The organism is Myxococcus sp. CA023, from assembly GCF_010998615.1.
Classification (GTDB): domain Bacteria; phylum Myxococcota; class Myxococcia; order Myxococcales; family Myxococcaceae; genus Myxococcus.
Genome location: NZ_JAAEAH010000010.1, coordinates 93715 through 111462, shown reverse-complemented (window position 1 = coordinate 111462; position 17748 = coordinate 93715). Strand labels below are relative to the sequence as shown.

The window sequence follows — 17748 nt, the reverse complement described above, 5'->3', positions numbered from 1 at the left end:
GACGCGTCCAGCGGCACGAAGGCGCCTCCGGCCTTGAGCACCGCCAGCATCGCGATGACCCACGCCGAGCCCCGGTCCAGGCTCACGGCCACGAGCACTTCCGTGCTCACGCCGCGCGACCGGAGCAGGTTCGCCAGTTGATTGGCCCGCGAGTCCAGTTGCTCGAAGGTCAGCGTCTCGTCACCGCACTCCAGCGCCGCGGCGAACGGGCGCAGGGAGGCGTGCCGCGCGATGACCTCCGCGATGGTGGCGCCAGCGCCGTCGTACCGTGCCGAGTTGTCATTCCACTCCAGGAGGAGCTGGTGACGCTCGCCCGGGGTGAGCATCTCCAGCGTGCCCAGCGGCTGGTCCGGCGCCGCGGCCACGGACTCCATGAGCATGCGCAGGTGCCCGGCGATGCGGGCCACGGTGGCGGTCTCGAAGAGGTCGGTGCTGTACTCGATGGCACCGCGCAGGCCGTCGGCATCGTCTGTGAGGACAAGGCCCAGGTCGAAGCGCGAGGTCCCGATGTCCACGTCCGCCGGCCGCAGCGTGAGGCCGGTGGCCTGCATCGGTCCCGTAGGGGTGTTCAGCAGCGAGAAGAAGCTCTGCACCAGCGGATTGCGGCCCAAATCCCTGCGCGGATGGAGCTCCTCGACCAGCTTCTCGAAGGGGAGGTCCTGGTGCTCGTACGCGGCCAGGGTGGTGTCACGGACCTGCGCGAGGAACGCGCGGAACGAGTCACGCGGACGAACCCGGGCTCGCAGCACCAGCGTGTTGACGAAGAACCCGACCAGGCCCTCGACCTCGCCGTGGCGGCGGCCCGCGATGGGCGAGCCCACGAGCAGGTCCTCCTGCCGGCTGTAACGCGCGAGCAGCACCTGCCACACGGCCAGCAGCGCCATGTAGGGCGTGACCCCGGCCTGCCGCGCGAGCGCCAGGAACGGCGCCACCACCTCCTGGGGCAGGTGGATGGGGTGGAGCTCGCCGAACTGCGAACGCTGGGTGGGCCGTGCCTTGTCGGTGGGCAGGTCCAGGACCTGTGGCGCACCGGCGAGCTGCTCCTTCCACCAGTCCACCTGCGCGTTGAGCACGTCCCCCTGGAGCCACTGCCGCTGCCAGGACGCGAAGTCCGCGTACTGGATGGGCAGCGGCGGCAGCGCGGGGCCACGGCCCTGGGCGAACGCGTCGTAGGCGGCGGCGACCTCGCGCACGATGACGCCGAGCGACCAGCCGTCCGACACGATGTGGTGCATCGTCAGCACCAGTACGTGCAGCTCGGCGTCCAGCTTCAACAGCAGGGTGCGCAGGAGCGGACCCGCGCTCAAATCGAACGGCTGTCCCGCTTCCGTGGCGGCCAGCCGGCGCGCCTCGGCCTCGCGGTCGCCTTGGGGCAGGCCGGTGAGGTCCGTCAGCGGGAGCGCCCACTCCGTCGCGGGGTGGATGACCTGGAGGGGGTCACCGTCACGCATGATAAAGCTGGTGCGCAGCGGCTCATGGCGTCTGACGAGGTACTCCAGCGCACGCCGCAGGGCCTCGGTGTCCAGCGCGCCTTCCAGCCGGACCGCTCCTGGCAGGTTGTACTGGCTGCCGCCGGGCTGGAGCTGGTCGATGAGCCACAGCCGCTGCTGCGCGAAGGACGGCGGCAGGCTCCCATCGCGCGGCACGGGCCGGAGCGCCGGAATCTGGGGCGCGCTGGCGCGAACGAGCATGCGTTCCTCGACGAGTTCGGTGACGCGGGCCACGGAGGGCGCGTCGAAGAGCGCGTTGAGGGACAGCTCCACGCCGAACGTCGTGCGCAGCCGGGAGATGAGCTGCGTGGCCAGTAGCGAGTGACCGCCCAGCGAGAAGAAGTCGTCGTGCAGGCCCACGCGCTCCACGCGAAGGAGCTCACGGAAGAGCGCGGCGACGCGCTGTTGGAAGGGAGTCATGCGCTCTTGCACGGGTGGGGGGGCCGAGGCCCCGGAGACAGGGGTTGCCATTGGCTGGGGCAGGGCCTTGCGGTCCACCTTGCCGTTGGGAGACAGAGGTAGGGACGGCAGGGGCACGATGGTCGTAGGCACCATGTGGGCCGGTAGCTGCTCAGCCAGCCGTGCCCGCAGGGCCGCCACGTTCAGGGCAGGCTCCCCCGTGACATAGGCCACGAGGCGCTGATCGCCCGGGGCGTCTTCGCGGACCACCGCGACGGCGTCGAACACATCGAGGTGAGCGCGCAGCGTGGCCTCGATTTCGCCCAACTCGATGCGGAAGCCGCGCAGCTTCACCTGGAAGTCCGCCCGGCCCAGGTACTCCAGCGTGCCGTCCGCCAGCCACCGCGCCACGTCTCCGGTGCGGTAGAGGCGCGCGCCCGGCGTGCCGCTGAAGGCATCCGGGATGAAGCGCTCCGCCGTCAGTTGAGGCCGCTGCCAGTACCCGCGTCCAACCTGCACGCCGCCAATGTGCAGCTCGCCCGGAATGCCCACCGGCGCCAGCTGCCCGTGCTTGTCCAGCACGTATAGCAACGTGTTCGCCACCGGCCGGCCAATGGGGACGCGCTGGAAGTCCTCCCCACGCGGGCAGGGCCAGTACGTGACGTCTACTGCTGCCTCTGTCGGGCCGTAGAGGTTGTGCACCCGCACCGGGGCGGGCAGCCGCGCGTACGCCTTCTTCACCAGCTCCGCGCTCAGCGCCTCGCCGCTGCACACCACCCGCCGCAGGCTCGCCAACCCCTCCAGCCCGGGCTCCTCCACGAAGGCGCGCAGCATGGACGGCACGAAGTGCACCGTCGTCACGCCCTCCGCCTTCATCAGCTTCACCAGGTACGCCGGCTCCTGGTGCCCTCCAGGCCGCGCCACCACCAACTTCGCCCCCGCCAGCAGCGGCCAGAAGAACTCCCACACCGACACGTCGAAGCTGAAGGGCGTCTTCTGCAGCACCACGTCCGTGCCACTCAGCCCGTACTCTTCCTGCATCCACTTCAGCCGGTTGACGACGCCCCCGTGCGCATTCATCGCCCCCTTCGGACGCCCCGTGCTTCCAGAGGTGAAGATGACGTACGCCAGCGACTCCGGGCCCACCTGCACCGACGGCTTCGTCACCGGCTGCTTCGCCACTTCGCCTGCTGCGGTGTCGAGGCTCACCACGCGGGCAGCGCTGGGCGGAAGCACCGACTTCCACTTCTTGTGCGTCAGCAGCACCGACGCCCCGGTGTCCTCCAGCATCCACCCCAGCCGCTCCTTCGGGTACGTCGGGTCCACTGGCACGTAGGCCGCGCCTGCCTTCAGCACGCCCAGCAGCGCCACCACCATGTCCACAGAGCGCTCCAGGCACACTCCCACCAGCGACTCCGGTGCCACCCCCAGGCCACGCAGGTGGTGCGCCAGCTGGTTGGCCCTCGCGTCCAGCTCCCGGTACGTCAGCCGCTCCGCCTCGAACGCCACCGCCACCGCGTCCGGCGTCCGCGCCACCTGCGCTTCCATCAGCGCGTGGAGGGTCGCCTCCGAAGCGGGCGCCATCTCCCGCCCCTGGAAACCCTTCAGCACTTGCTGCTGCTCATCCTCGGGCAGCATCGGCAACGACTGGATGCTCACCTCGGGGTCCTGAACGATGGCTTCCAGCAACGTGTGGAAATGCCGCGTCAGACGCTTCGCCGCTTCGGGTGTGAAGAGGTCGGTGCTGTACTCCAGCGCCCCCTCCAGCGCTCCGTCGCCCAGATCCATCATCGACAGGGTGAGGTCGAGCCGGGCCGTCTCCGTGGCGGACCTCAACGGCTCCACACGCATGCCTGGCAGCGAAGGCGCCTGCATGGGTGAGTTCTGCAAGGCGAACATCACCTGGATGATGGGCGACTTGCCGCCACCGCGCTCTCCACCCACGACCTCCACCAGCTGGTCGAAGGGCACGTCCTGGCGCACGTAGGCCGCCACCGCCTCCTCGCGCACGCGAGCCACCAGCTCCGCGAAGGTCGGCGCGCCCTCCAGCCGGGCCCGCAGGGCCAGCGTGTTGACGAAGAAGCCAATCAGCGGCTCCAACTCGGACTGCGTGCGGTGGGCAATGGGGCTGCCCACGCAGAAGTCTTGCTGTCCCGAGTAACGGGAGACCAGGACCTCATACGCGGCCAGCAGCACCATGAAGAGCGTGGCCCCTTGCTCGCGAGCCACCTTCTCCAGCGACTGCACGAGCTCGTGCGACACCGTGAAGAACTGGCTCGAGCCTCGCACGGTACGAACCGCGGGCCGGCTCAGGTCACCGACCAACTCAAGCGCGGGGACGCCCTGGAGATGGTCGCGAAGCTCTGTCAGTTGGGTCTGGATGCCATCGTGCAACACCCACTGGCGCTGCCACGCGGCGAAGTCCGCGTACTGCACGGCCAGGAGCGGAAGGGGAGACGGCTTGCCCTCGCTGAACGCCCCGTAGAGGGTGGAGACCTCGCGCACCAGCACACCCAGGGACCAGCCGTCCGAGACGATGTGGTGCACGCACATCAGCAGCACGTACGCCTCCGCATCCAGCCGGAGCAGCACCGACCGGAACAGCGGCCCGGTGGACAGGTCGAACGGGAAGTGGGCCTCCGCGATCATCCGCTGGCGCACACGCGCATCGCGAGCCGGCCCCACCATGGCGGACAGGTCCTCCACGGGCAGGTCCCACACCGCGGGCGGCGGGTTGATCTGCTGCCGGGGCAACCCCTCCGTCGCGGGGAAGGAGGTGCGCAACACCTCATGCCGGGAGACCACCTCGGCGAAGGTGCGCCGGAGCGCGTCCACGTCCAGGGGCCCGGACAGCTTCAGGGCGAAGGGCACGTTGTAGACGGCATGTCCCTTCTGGAACTGGGACAGGAACCACAGGCGCTGCTGCGAGAAGGACAAGGCCAGCGCCGCATCCCGAGGTACGGGGACCAGCGGCGGCATCGACGCGCGCGAGGCCTGCATCATCAGCGCCTCGATGCGCTCCGCCAGGCCCGCGAGCGTGGGCGCCTCGAACAGCGTCCTCAGCGGGACCTCCACGCCGAGCTCCGTGCGGACGCGCGTCACCAACTGCGTGGCCAGGAGCGAGTGGCCACCCAGTTCGAAGAAGTCGTCCTGGGGCCGCACGCGCTCGACACGCAGCACCTCCCGGAACAGCGTCGCCAACTGCTGCTGGAGCAGGGGCAGCGCCGCCGTCTGGGCGTCATCGGCGGGCGACAGGTCCGGCGCAGGGAGCGCCTTGCGGTCCACCTTGCCGTTCGGCGACAGGGGCAGGGTGCTCAGCACCACCACGGCGCTGGGCACCATGTACTCGGGGAGCCGCTGGCGCAGATGCTCCCGGAGGGACGCGGTGTCCACGTCCTCCGGAGTCACATAGGCCACCAGCCGCCGGTCACCCGGGTTGTCCTCACGCACCAGGGCGATGGCCATCTCCACCGAGGAGTGGCTCCGCAGCGCGGTCTCGATCTCCCCCAGCTCGATGCGGAAGCCCCGCAGCTTCACCTGGAAGTCCACGCGGCCCAGGAACTGGAGCGTGCCGTCCGCCAGCCAGCGCGCGCGGTCACCCGACCGGTACAGCCGGGCCCCCGGAGGTCCAAAGGGATTGGGCACGAAGCGCTCGGCGGTCAGCGCGGGCTGCCCCAGGTACCCTCGGGCCAGGCCGTCGCCGCCAATGAACACCTCGCTTGGCACACCCACGGGCGCGGCCCGCATCTCAGGGTCCAGCACGTACACCTGGGTGTTCGCGATGGGCCGGCCAATGGAAACGGAGTCACCCACGGCGTCGCCCGGGGCCATCCAATGGCACGCGGTGAAGGTGGTGCCCTCCGTGGGGCCGTAGCCGTTCACCAGCCCCACGCCCTGCGCCAGCCGTTCACGGACCCGAGGCGCCGGGAGCACGTCACCGCCCGCGAGGAGCTGACGCACCGTGCCCAGGGCTGCTGGCTGGTGCTGCTGCATCTGGTCGAAGAGCGCCGCCGTCAGCCAGAGCACGGAGACCTGATGCTTCTTCAGGGCTTGTCCCAGCTCGGCCAGGTCCGGCGTCCGCTGGGGATAGAGCACCAGACGCGCCCCGTGCAGCAGCGCGCCCCAGATCTCCAGGGTGGACGCGTCGAAGGCCAGGGGCGCCAGTTGCAGCACCACCTCCGACGGCCCCAGGTCCACGAAGCGCGACCCGATGAGCAGGCGCACCACGCCCCGGTGCGGAATGGCCACGCCCTTGGGCGTTCCCGTGGAGCCGGAGGTGTAGGTGATGTACGCGAGCTGGTCCGGGCCCACGAGCCCGCCCGTCACGGGCGTCGACGGCTGGCGCTCAATCCACGTCCATTCGTCATCCAGGACGATGACGACCTGAGCGCCCGCGGGCAGTTCGTCCTCCAGCGCGGCCTCGGTGAGGATGGCGGCCACGCCCGAGTCTTCGGCCATGTATGCCAGCCGCTGCGCGGGGTACTCGGGATCCAGTGGCACGTAGGCGCCGCCCGCCTTGAGGATGCCCAGCAGGCCCACCAGCAGGTCCAATCCCCGGTGCAGGAAGACGCCCACGCGCGCCTCCGCGCCCAGGCCCAACGCGTTCAGGTGATGCGCGAGCTGGTTGGAGCGCGTATCCAGCTCCGCGTACGTGAGCGTGCGGCCGTCGTGCTCCACGGCGACGGCATGCGGCGTCTTCAGCGCCTGGGCCGCGAAGAGCGACGGCACGGTCGCATCCACGGGGTAGGCGGCCTGGGTGGCATTCCAGGTCGAGAGGACCTGCTGCCGCTCCTGGGCCTCCATCAGCGGCAGCTCACTGAGCCGCCGCGCACCGGCCCCCTCGGCCACCGCGGCGAGGAGCACCCGGAGGTGCTCCACCATCCGTCGAGCGGTGTCCGGGGTGAAGAGCTCCAGGCTGTATTCGAGCTGTCCCTCCAGTGCGCCGCCCCGAGCCATCAGCGAGAGCGTCAAATCGAAGCGGGACGTGTCCGTCGCGTTCGGCAGCACGTCAATCTGGAGGTTCGGAAGCGACGGCGCCTGAAGCAGGTCCGCGCTGAGGAGCACGAAGAGCGTCTGGAACAGCGGCGTCCGGGACAGGTCGCGCTCGCCGCCCAGGGCATCCACGAGTTGCTCGAACGGCACGTCCTGATGGGCGAAGGCGCCCAGCGACTCCTCGCGGACCCGGGCCACGAGCTCGGAGAAGGTCGGGTCGCCGTCCAACCTGCACCGCAGGGCCAGCGGATTGACGAAGACGCCAATGAGCCCCTCCAGCTCAGGCCGGTTTCGGGCGGCGACCGACGTGCCCACTGTGAAGTCCGTCTGACCGGAGTAGCGCGCCAGCAGCGCCTGCCAGCCCGCCATCAGCACCATGTACAGGGTGGCGTTGTGGGCCAGGGCCACCCGCTCCAGGCCCGCGACCTGCTCGGCGGGGAGCGCGAAGAAGTACGTGGCGCCCTTGGCGCCGTGGACCGCGGGGCGCGCATGGTCAGTGGGCAGCTCCAACGTGGGAGCGCCTTCGAGGCGCGAGCGCCACCAGTCCAACTGCGGCGGCAGCGCCGGGTCCTCCAGCATGCGCCGCTGCCATGCGGCGTAGTCCGCGTACTGCACCACCAACGCGGGCAGCGAGGACTCACGCCCCTGGGACAGCGCCTCGTACAGCGCGCCGACTTCGCGCACCAGCACACCCATGGACCAGCCGTCCGAGATGATGTGGTGCATGCACAGCAGCAACACGTGCGCGTCCTCGCCAGTGCGCAGCAGCACCGTGCGGAGCAGCGGGCCCTTCTCCAAATCAAAGGCGCGGTGGGCCTCTTCGGTCATGCGAGCCTGCACGGCCGCGGCACGGGCGACAGGCTCCAGGCCGCTCAGGTCCTCCACCGGCAGCGACCATTCGGAAGGCGCAGGGTGGACGTGCTGGGCGGGCTGGCCCCCGCGCGTGACGAAGGTGGTGCGCACCGCTTCGTGACGGCGGACCACCTCCAGGAAGGTGCGGCGCAGGGCGTCCACGTCCAACCGCCCCGTCAGCCGCAAGGCCGCGGGGATGTGGTTGACGGCGAGCCCCGGCTGGAGCTGCTCCATGAACCACAGGCGACGCTGAGCGGACGAGACGTCGAACGTCGCTTCACCGCTGGCGGGCCGGGCCACGGGCTCCAGGGGGAGCAAGGCGCCCGTTCTCGGTGCCGACTCCAGTCGCGCGGCGAGCCGGGCCACGGTGGGGGCCTCGAAGAACGCCCGCAGCGGCAGCTCCACGCCCAGCCGGGCGCGCAGCCGCGTCACGACCTGGGTGGCCAGCAGCGAATGGCCGCCCAGGAGGAAGAAGTCGTCGTTCAGGCCCACGCGCTCGACGGCGAGCGCTTCACGGAACAGGGCCGCCAGTTGCTGCTCCAGCTCCGTCCGGGGCGCCACGAAGTCCGACGCCCCCAGGCCGAGGTCCGGAGCCGGCAGGGCCTTGCGGTCCACCTTGCCGGTCGGGGTCAACGGGAAGGCCTCCAGTCCAACGAACGCGGACGGGAGCATGTAGTCAGGCAGGTGCTGGTGCAGATACTCGCGCAGCGGGGCCACCTCCGGCTGCGGCGGAACGACATACGCCACCAGGAGATTGCTCCCGGAGGCGTCCTCGCGCACCACGACCGTGGCCTCGGCGACGGAGGGATGGGCGCGCAGCACGGCTTCGATTTCACCCAGCTCGATGCGGAAGCCGCGCACCTTCACCTGGTGGTCCAGGCGGCCCATGAACTCCAGCACGCCGTCCAGACGCCAACGGACCCGGTCACCCGTGCGGTACAGCCGGGCGCCTGGGGCGGCGCTGAACGGGTGGGGCACGAAGCGCTCGGCGGTGAGGTCCGGGCGGTTCAGGTAGCCCCGCGCCAGCCCCGGTCCGCCCAGACACAGCTCACCCGGCACGCCCACCGGCACCGGGCGCAGCGCCGCGTCGACCACGTAGACCTCGGTGTTGTCGATGGGTCGGCCAATGGGCACGGAGAGGCCCACGGCGTCCCCTGGCGACAGCGTGTACCGGGTGACCATGGTGCTGCATTCCGTCGGCCCGTAGGCGTTGGTCAGGGAGCCGCCCTGCGCCAGCCGCTCCCGCAACCGTGGCGTCGGGAGCGCTTCGCCGCCCACCATCAGGTTGGGCACGCGCAGCAGCGCCTCGGGTTGGTGCTGCTGCATCAACCCGAAGAGCGACGTCGGCAGGAGGAGCCACGACACCTTGTGTTCGACGATGAGCCGGGCCACCGCATCCAGCTCGGGCGTCCCGGGCGGGTACACGACGATCCGGCCACCGTGCAGCAGCGTGCCCCAGAGCTCGACGCTGGAGACGTCGAAGGCCAGCGGTGAGAGCTGAAGGGTGACTTCTTCGGGGAACTGGGTCAGGAAGCGAGTGCCCTCGCTCAGCCGCAACAGGCCCCGGTGCGGAATGGCCACGCCCTTGGGCGCTCCCGTGGAGCCCGATGTGAAGGTCGCGAACGCCAGCGCATCCGGCAACACCGGAACGGCCACGGCGTCCGTGGACTGACGGGCGATGTCCGCCGCATCGATGTCCAGCGCCACGACGTGCCACGGGCCGTCCTTCAGCGACGGCAACAGCGACTGCCACGTCAGCACCGCGGACAGTCGCGCTGTAGAGGACGCGTGCTCCAGGCGCTTCGTGGGCCAGGACGGGTCCAACGGCACGTAGCAGCCACCGGCCTTGAGCGCGCCGAGCACCCCGATGACCAATTCCAGCCCACGCGACCCGCACACGCCAATGCGGGACTCCGGCTCCAGCCCCAGGGACACCAGGTGCCGGGCCAGTTGGTTGGAGCGAGCATCCAGCTCCGCATAGGTGAGCGAGCGGCCCTCGAAGGTCACCGCCACGCGCTCCGGCGTCCGCCGGGCCTGCTCCATGAAACGTTGATGGACGGTGGTGTCAGCGGGGTAGGGCGCGGCCGTGTCATTCCAGGCCACGAGCACTTCGTGGCGTTCGGCCTCGTTCCACAGCGGCACCTCGCTGATGTGGCGAGCCGCGTGCTCCGCGACGCCCCGGAGCAGCCGCTGGAAGTGCTCCACCATGCGGCGCGCGGTCTCTGGCGTGAACAGGTCCAGGCTGAATTCGAGTTCCCCCTCCAGCCGTCCGCCACGCTCCACCAGCAACAGCGTCACATCGAAGCGGGACGTGTCCGTGCTCGTGCGCAGCACGTCGACGACCATGCCCGGCAGCGAGGGCGGCTGCATGGGGGCGTTCTGGAGGACGAAGGCGGTCTGGAACAACGGCGTGCGCGACAAGTCACGCTGACCGCCCAGCGCCTCCACCAGCCGGTCGAAGGGAACGTCCTGATTCGAGAACGCCGCCAGCGACTCCTCGCGGACGCGCGCCACCAGGTCCTCGAACCGCGGATCGCCGTCCACGTTGGCGCGCAGCGCCAGCGTGTTGACGAAGAATCCGATGAGCCCTTCGAGCTCCGGCCGCGTGCGATGGGCCACTGGCGTGCCGACGCAGAAGTCCGTCTGGCCAGAGTAGCGCGCGAGCAACGCCTGCCAGCCCGCCATCAGCACCATGAAGAGCGTGGCACCTTGTGCCTGCCCGACGCGCTCCAGCCCTGCCACCAGGGAGGGCGGCATCGTGAACGCATGGGTGGCGCCTCGCAGCGTCCGGACGGCCGGCCGCGAGTGATCCGTGGGCAGCTCCAACGTGGGAGCGCCTTCAAGCCGCGAGCGCCACCAGTCCAACTGGGGCGTCAGCGCCGGGCCTTCCAGCACGCGCCGCTGCCACGCGGCGTAGTCCGCGTACTGCACCATCAGCTCGGGCAGCGGGGACTCGCGGCCCTGGGACAAAGCCTCGTACAGCGCCGCCACTTCGCGCACCAGCACGCCCATGGACCAGCCGTCCGAGACGATGTGGTGCATGCACAGCAGCAACACGTGCGCGTCCTCGACAGTGCGCAGCAGCACCGTGCGGAGCAATGGGCCCTTCTCTAAATCGAAGGCGCGGTGGGCCTCTTCGGCCATGCGGGCCTGCACGGCCGCGTCACGGGCGGCAGGCTCCAGGCCGCTCAGGTCCTCCACCGGCAGCGGCCATTCAACGGGGACCGCGTGGATCCGCTGGGCGGGGTGGTCCTCTCGTGTGACGAAGGTGGTGCGCACCGCTTCGTGGCGGCGGACCACTTCCAGGAAGGTGCGGCGCAGGGCCTCCACGTCCAACCGCCCCGTCAGCCGCAGGGCCGCGGGGAGGTTGTAGGCGGCCTGCCCGGGGTGCAGCTGCTCCAGGAACCAGAGCCGTTGCTGCGCGAAGGACACCGCCAGTCCGGCCTCTGCGGACGGACCGCGCTCCAGCGGTAGCAAGGCCGGGACACCCGGTGCGTCGGCGCGCTGGGACTGCGCGTCGATGCGCTCCGCCAGACGGGCCACGGTGGGCGCGCCGAACAGGGTCCGCAGCGAGATCTCCGTGTTGAGCTGCGCGCGCACGCGCACGACCACCTGCGTGGCCAGCAGGGAGTGGCCCCCCAGCGCGAAGAAGTCATCGTTCGCGCCGACTCGGGACTGGCCCAGAATCTCACCGAAGATGCACGCCACCTTCTCCTCGGTGGGGGTCCGGGGCGCGATGAAGGCGTCCGCGGCGCCCAGGCGCTCGGCCTCCGGGGCGGGCAGCGCCTTGCGGTCCACCTTGCCGTTCGGAGACAGGGGCAGGGCGGGCAGCACCACGAAGGCGGAGGGCACCATGTGCGGCGGCAGCTTCTCCGCCAGCGCGTCGCGGAGACGGCTCACCGCCTGTGCACTCCGAGCCCCGCGCAGCGGATCGCTGGCAAGGCCATCCCAGGAGGTGACCTGCTTGGGTTCGGGGGACAGGTCGAGCGTGTTCACCTCATCGGGGCGCGCGAACACCACGTCCAGCGCACCATCCCGGTGCGCGGAGGCCCAGCTCACCCGGACCTCGTAGCCGAGCTCCGAGCCCAGTACGTACAGGTCCTCCGGCTCTACGCCGCGGGGCCCCGGCCAGTCATGCAGGGCCTCGCGAAGACCCGCCACCGTGGGCGGGGGCGTGGCGGACAGCAGTTCAACGAGCCGGGTGGGTTCCAAGACTCGCGCGTTGGGGAGCCCCCGCGCGGCCAGCAGTCCGGGCCGTGCGCTCAGTTGTTCGCGCAGTCCGTCCAGGGTGAGTCCGGCGCCGTCCACCCAGTCCGGCTTCGTGCGCCGGGCGGGAGTCTTGGCGGCGTCGCCGACGTGGAGGATGACCTCGTAGCGGAAGCGGCTGAGCTCGTTGTCGTAGCGCCCGTGCTTCGGCAGCACCTCCACGCGCTGGATGCCCGGGATGCGCTCTGGAAGGGCGGTGAAGAAGGCAGGGGAGAGGACCAGTTCCTTCTCCGCCAGGATGTCGCGCTGGACGCGGTAGGCGAACTGGGACGTGGCCACGGGGCCCGCGGTCCGGTGCAAGCGCACCGAGGCACGGAAGGCTTCGAGCAACTCCAGGCTCCGCACGTCGCCCAGGAACACCCGGCCCCCTGGCTTCAGGACGCGCACGGCCCCGCGAAGCACATCGAGCAGGAACTCAGGGCTGGAGAAGTACTGGACGACTGAGTTGATGACGACGGTGTCGAACGAACCCGGCTCCAGGCCAGAGAAGTCGTCCACGCTCCGGTGCAGCAGGTGCACGGAATCCAGAGCGCCGCCCATGCGCTCACGCTGGCGCTCGATGCGGTCCAGGGCGGGCCGGGCGAAATCGACGCCCCAGTAGGCCTCGCAGCGAGGGGCCAGCCGGTACAGGAGGAGACCGGTGCCGCACCCCAGCTCCAGCACCCGCTTGGGCTGGAAGCTGAGGATCTGCGCCACGGTGGTGTCCACCCACTCACGCATCTGCGCGGGCGGAAGCGACTCGCCGGTGTAGCTGTCCTCCCAGCCGACGATGTTGAAGGTCGGGTCTTCGCTCTCCGTCGTCTCGCGTGCGTAGGCCTCGTCGTAGATGGCCTGCCACTGGGAGGACGCGTCGACCTCCTGCGCCGCCGCCGCATCGTCCAGGACGACGTAGGCCACCAGCCGCTGGTCACCCGTCGAATCCTCACGAGCCAGCACCACGGAGTCGCGGACGGCCGGGGACGCGGCAAGCGCAGTCTCGATTTCACCCAGCTCGATGCGGAAGCCGCGCAGCTTCACCTGGAAGTCGGCTCGGCCCAGGTACTCCAGCGTGCCGTCCACCAGCCACCGCGCCACGTCTCCGGTGCGGTAGAGGCGCGCGCCCGGAATGCCACTGAAGGCATCCGGGATGAAGCGCTCCGCCGTCAACTGAGGCCGCTGCCAGTACCCGCGTCCCACCTGCACGCCGCCAATGTGCAGCTCGCCCGGAATGCCCACCGGCGCCGGCTGCCCGTGCTTGTCCAGCACGTACAGCACCGTATTGGCCACGGGGCGGCCAATGGGGACGCGGTGGAAGTCCTCTCCACGCGGGCAGGGCCAGTACGTCACGTCCACCGCAGCTTCCGTCGGGCCGTAGAGGTTGTGCACCCGCACCGGGGCGGGCAGCCGCGCGTACGCCTTCTTCACCAACTCCGCGCTCAGCGCCTCACCGCTGCACACCACCCGCCGCAGGCTCGCCAACCCCTCCAGCCCGGGCTCCTCCACGAAGGCGCGCAGCATGGACGGCACGAAGTGCACCGTCGTCACGCCCTCCGCCTTCATCAGCTTCACCAGGTACGCCGGCTCCTGGTGCCCTCCAGGCCGCGCCACCACCAACTTCGCTCCCGCCAACAGCGGCCAGAAGAACTCCCACACCGACACGTCGAAGCTGAAGGGCGTCTTCTGCAGCACCACGTCCGTGCCGTTGAGCCCGTACTCTTCCTGCATCCACTTCAGCCGGTTGACGACGCCCCCGTGCGCATTCATCGCCCCCTTCGGACGCCCCGTGCTTCCAGAGGTGAAGATGACGTACGCCAGCGACTCCGGGCCCACCTGCACCGACGGCTTCGTCACCGGCTGCTTCGCCACTTCACCCGCCGCGGTGTCCAGGCACACCACTCGCGCCGCGCTGGGTGGAAGCACCGACTTCCACTTCTCGTGCGTCAGCAGCACCGACGCCCCGGTGTCCTCCAGCATCCACCCCAGCCGCTCCTTCGGGTACGCCGGGTCCACCGGCACGTAGGCCGCGCCCGCCTTCAGCACGCCCAGCAGCGCCACCACCATGTCCACAGAGCGCTCCAGGCACACGCCCACCAGCGACTCCGGGGCCACCCCCAGGCCCCTCAGGTGGTGCGCCACCTGGTTGGCCTTCGCGTCCAGCTCCCGGTACGTCAGCCGCTCCGCCTCGAACGCCACCGCCACTGCGTCTGGCGTCCGCTCGACTTGCGCTTCGATGAGCTCCGTCAGCGTGCCGGACGGCGGCGCTTCGACGCGGGGGTTCCAGCCGTGGAGCGCGTGCTGCCGCTCGGCCTCGCTCATCAACGGCAGGGTGGTCAGCGGCGCATCCGGCGCATCCACCATTCCGCGAATCACGTGCTCCAGATGGCTCAGGAGCCGGTCCGCCGTCTCTGCATCGAACAGGTCCGCGGAGTACTTGCAGCCAATCAGCAGTCCTTCAGGGCGATGCGTCGCCTCGAAGGTCATGTCCAGCTCTGCCGTGTGGTTGTCCACCAGGGACACGTCGAGCGTCAGCCCGCCTCGAACAGACAACGCGCGCGGCAGTTCGTAGTCGTCGAGGATGAACCCCACGTTGTACAGCTCGCGCCGCTCCGCCCCAGGCTGTTGCACGGCCGCGAGAATCTGCTCGAACGGCACGTACCCATGCGCGAGCGCCCCCAGCATCCGCGACTTCACCTCGGAGAGCATGTCCGCGGACGTCGCGGCTTCGGGCAGGCGAACCCGCAACGGGATGAAGTTGGTGCAGTCGCCCATCAGCTCGCGAGTGCCCGCCGCGTCACGGCCGGAGATGACGGTGCCCACGACGAAGTCGGACTGGCCGCTCCAGCGGTGCAGCACCGTGGCCAGCGCGGACATCACGCTCATGAACGGCGTGGCGCCCTGGCGCCGTCCCAGCGCATGCAGCCGGGCCATGAGAGACGCGGGCAGCAGGCGCAGACGACGAGCACCGTGGACGGACAACCGCTGCGGCCGGGACCGATCGGTGGGCAGGGCCAGCAGTTGGGGCGCGCCGGCCAGCGTCTCCTTCCACCAGGTCAGCTCCGTGGTGAGCGCATCCGGCGTGAAGTACGCGCGCTGCCACGCGGCGAAGTCTCCGTACTGGAACTCTGGCTCCGCCAACGGCGACGGCCGTCCCTCCACGAACGCGCCGTAAAGGGCCGCCAGCTCGCGCATGAACAGCGCGACGGACGTGCCGTCCACCACCAGGTGGTGCAGGACGGTCAGCAGGACGTGGTCCTCCGGCCCGAAGCGCAGCAGGGAGCACCGCACCAACGGGCCTGCCTCCAGGTCCATGGGGCTTTTCGCATCGAGCACTGCCTGGGCTTCGAGCGCCGCCTGCCGCGCGTCACCGCTCACGCCCGTGAAGTCCAGGCACGGCAGGGAGATGGGGCCCGCCGCCTGCACGCGCTGAAGCAGCGCGCCATCGCGGGACGCGAAGCGGGTGCGCAGCACCTCGTGCCGACGCAGCACCTCCGATAGGGCCCGTTCCAGCGCCGCCACGTCGAGCGTCCCGCGCAGCGTCAGCGCCACCGGAATCTGGTTCGACGTCCAGGATGGATCCAGTTGGAGGAGGTACCACAGCCGCTCCTGCGTGAAGGACGCGGGGGTGGGCGCGTCACCCACGGGACGGCGCTGGAGCGGGGGCAACCGGCGCCCCGTGCCCTCCGCGGACACGGACTCCGCCAGCGACCGCAGACTCAGGTCCTGCAACAGCGCGGCGATGGAGACGCGCACCCCCAGCCGCTTCTCCACGCGGCCCTGGAGGTCGGCGGCCCCCAGCGAGTCCAGGCCCAGCAACGTCAGCGGCGTGCTCGCGTCCTGTCCAACGGCCTCGGCGCCGAGCACCGCCACCAGCTCCTCACGCAGCGCCGTCTCCAGTGCCTCCTGGGAGAGCGCGGGCTGGATGGCCGGAGCCGGCGCGGGCTGGGACGCGGGCCCCGAGATGACACCCGTCCCGCTGCGCCACACGATGGGCAACTCGCCGGACACCAGGGCGGCACGGCAGGCGAAGCGCTGGATCTTCCCGCTCGACGTCTTCATCACCGAGCCCGGTGGCAGCAGCGCCAGCGTGTGCGGCTGGACCTGAAGCTCCGCGACAATGGCCTTCCGCAGCGTGTCCGCCACGGCGCCCAGCGCGGCCGGGTCCGAGCCCTCCGCCAGGTCTCGCGACACCTCCGCGACCACCGCCAGGGCCTCGCCCTCCGGAGTCTCGATGGCGAACGCCGCGATGCAGCCTGGACGCACCTTGCGGTGGGCCCGCTCCACGATGCTCTCCACGTCCTGCGGATACAGGTTCCGGCCCCGCAGGATGATGAGGTCCTTGCGCCGGCCGGTGACGATGAGCTGCCCGTCCTCCAGCAGCAGCCCCAGGTCGCCGGTGCGCAGGTACGTCGGACCGGCCTCCGCGCCCACCGGGACAGCCTGGAAGATGTCCACGCTGTCCTCGGGCTTGCGCCAGTAGCCCTGCGCGACGCTTCCACCGGAGACCCAGATTTCGCCCACCTGGCCCGGCGCACGTGGCACGCGCGACTCCGGGTCCACGATCAGCAGCCGCTGCTCGGCCAACGTGGAGCCGCAACCGATATGGGTCCTCGAACCCTCGGAGCCGGGCTCGACGCGGACCGCCTGCCCGCGGCCCAGCGCGGCGTCCTGCAGGACGTGCACCCGCGGCACGCGGCCCTTCTCCTCACCCGTGACGATGAGCGTGCCTTCGGCCAGGCCGTAGCAGGGGTAGAAGGCCTCGCGGCGGAACCCGCTGGGCGCGAACACCTCCGCGAAGCGATCCAACGTGGCGGCGCGAATGGGCTCCGCGCCGCAGAAGGCCACGTCCCAGGCCCGCAGGTCGAGCGCCTGGATGTCCTCGGGCGTGGCCCGCCGCGCGCACAGCTCGAACGCGAAGTTGGGTCCACCGCTGATGGTGCCGCCATACCGGGACACGGCCTCCAGCCAGCGCATGGGCCGCTGGAGGAAGGACATGGGCGACATGAGCGTCACGGGGAAGCCCGCGAACAGCGGCTGGAGGATGCCTCCGATGAGGCCCATGTCGTGGTACGGCGGCAGCCAGATGACGCCCGAGCTTTGCGGCCCCGTCTGGAAGGCGCCGGCAATCAGCCCCAGGTTGTGAATCAGGTTGGCGTGGCTGAGCATCACGCCCTTGGGCGTGCCCGTGGAGCCAGACGTGTACTGGAGGAACGCCAACGTATCCGGGCGCACCTGGGGCTCAATCCACGCCGACTCACCGCCCGCGGGCAGTTCATCCGTCGCCAGCCACTTCAGCGCCCGGAAGTCCGGCGCCTGTTCGAAGACGAAGTCCGCGAGCGAGAGGATGCCGGACGTGGTGAGCACCACCGTGGCCTCGGCGTCCTGGATGATGGCGCGAAGGCGGGGCAGGGTGCGCTCCAGCCGCACCGGGTCCGGCGGATAGGCGGGCACCGCCACCGCACCCGCGTAGAGGCAGCCGAAGAAGCCCGCGACGTAGTCCAGCCCCGGCGGGTACAACAGCAAGACACGCTGGCCCTGCGCCCCCTGTGCCTGCAACAGCGCGCCGATGCGCGCCGCCTGCGCGTGAAGTTCCCTCGCGCTCAGCGAGGCTTCCTCACCTTCTGAATCGCCGAGAAAGGCGTACTGTTTCCGGTGCGCCGTCTCGCTGAAGGCGCGTTGGGTCAGGACTTCGAGGAGGGTTCGCGGGGTCTCGTGCATGGGAGCGCGCTCGTCTGTCCGGAAGGAAGCGAGGCGCTACATAGCAGGCAAATCC

The 17748-nt window shown here is 70.4% G+C and carries 1 protein-coding gene (only partly in view); it reads right to left on the bottom strand.

Features of this window, described 5'->3' with window-relative positions; genetic code table 11:
• Positions 1–17693, bottom strand: partial view of a non-ribosomal peptide synthase/polyketide synthase gene (locus F8M74_RS06615; protein WP_141253775.1) — the 5' portion only. Its footprint begins 25126 nt before the window's first position; 17693 of the gene's 42819 nt are visible here — the first part of the coding sequence; its start codon is at positions 17691–17693; its stop codon lies beyond the left edge, outside the window.
• Positions 17694–17748 lie beyond the last annotated feature (55 nt).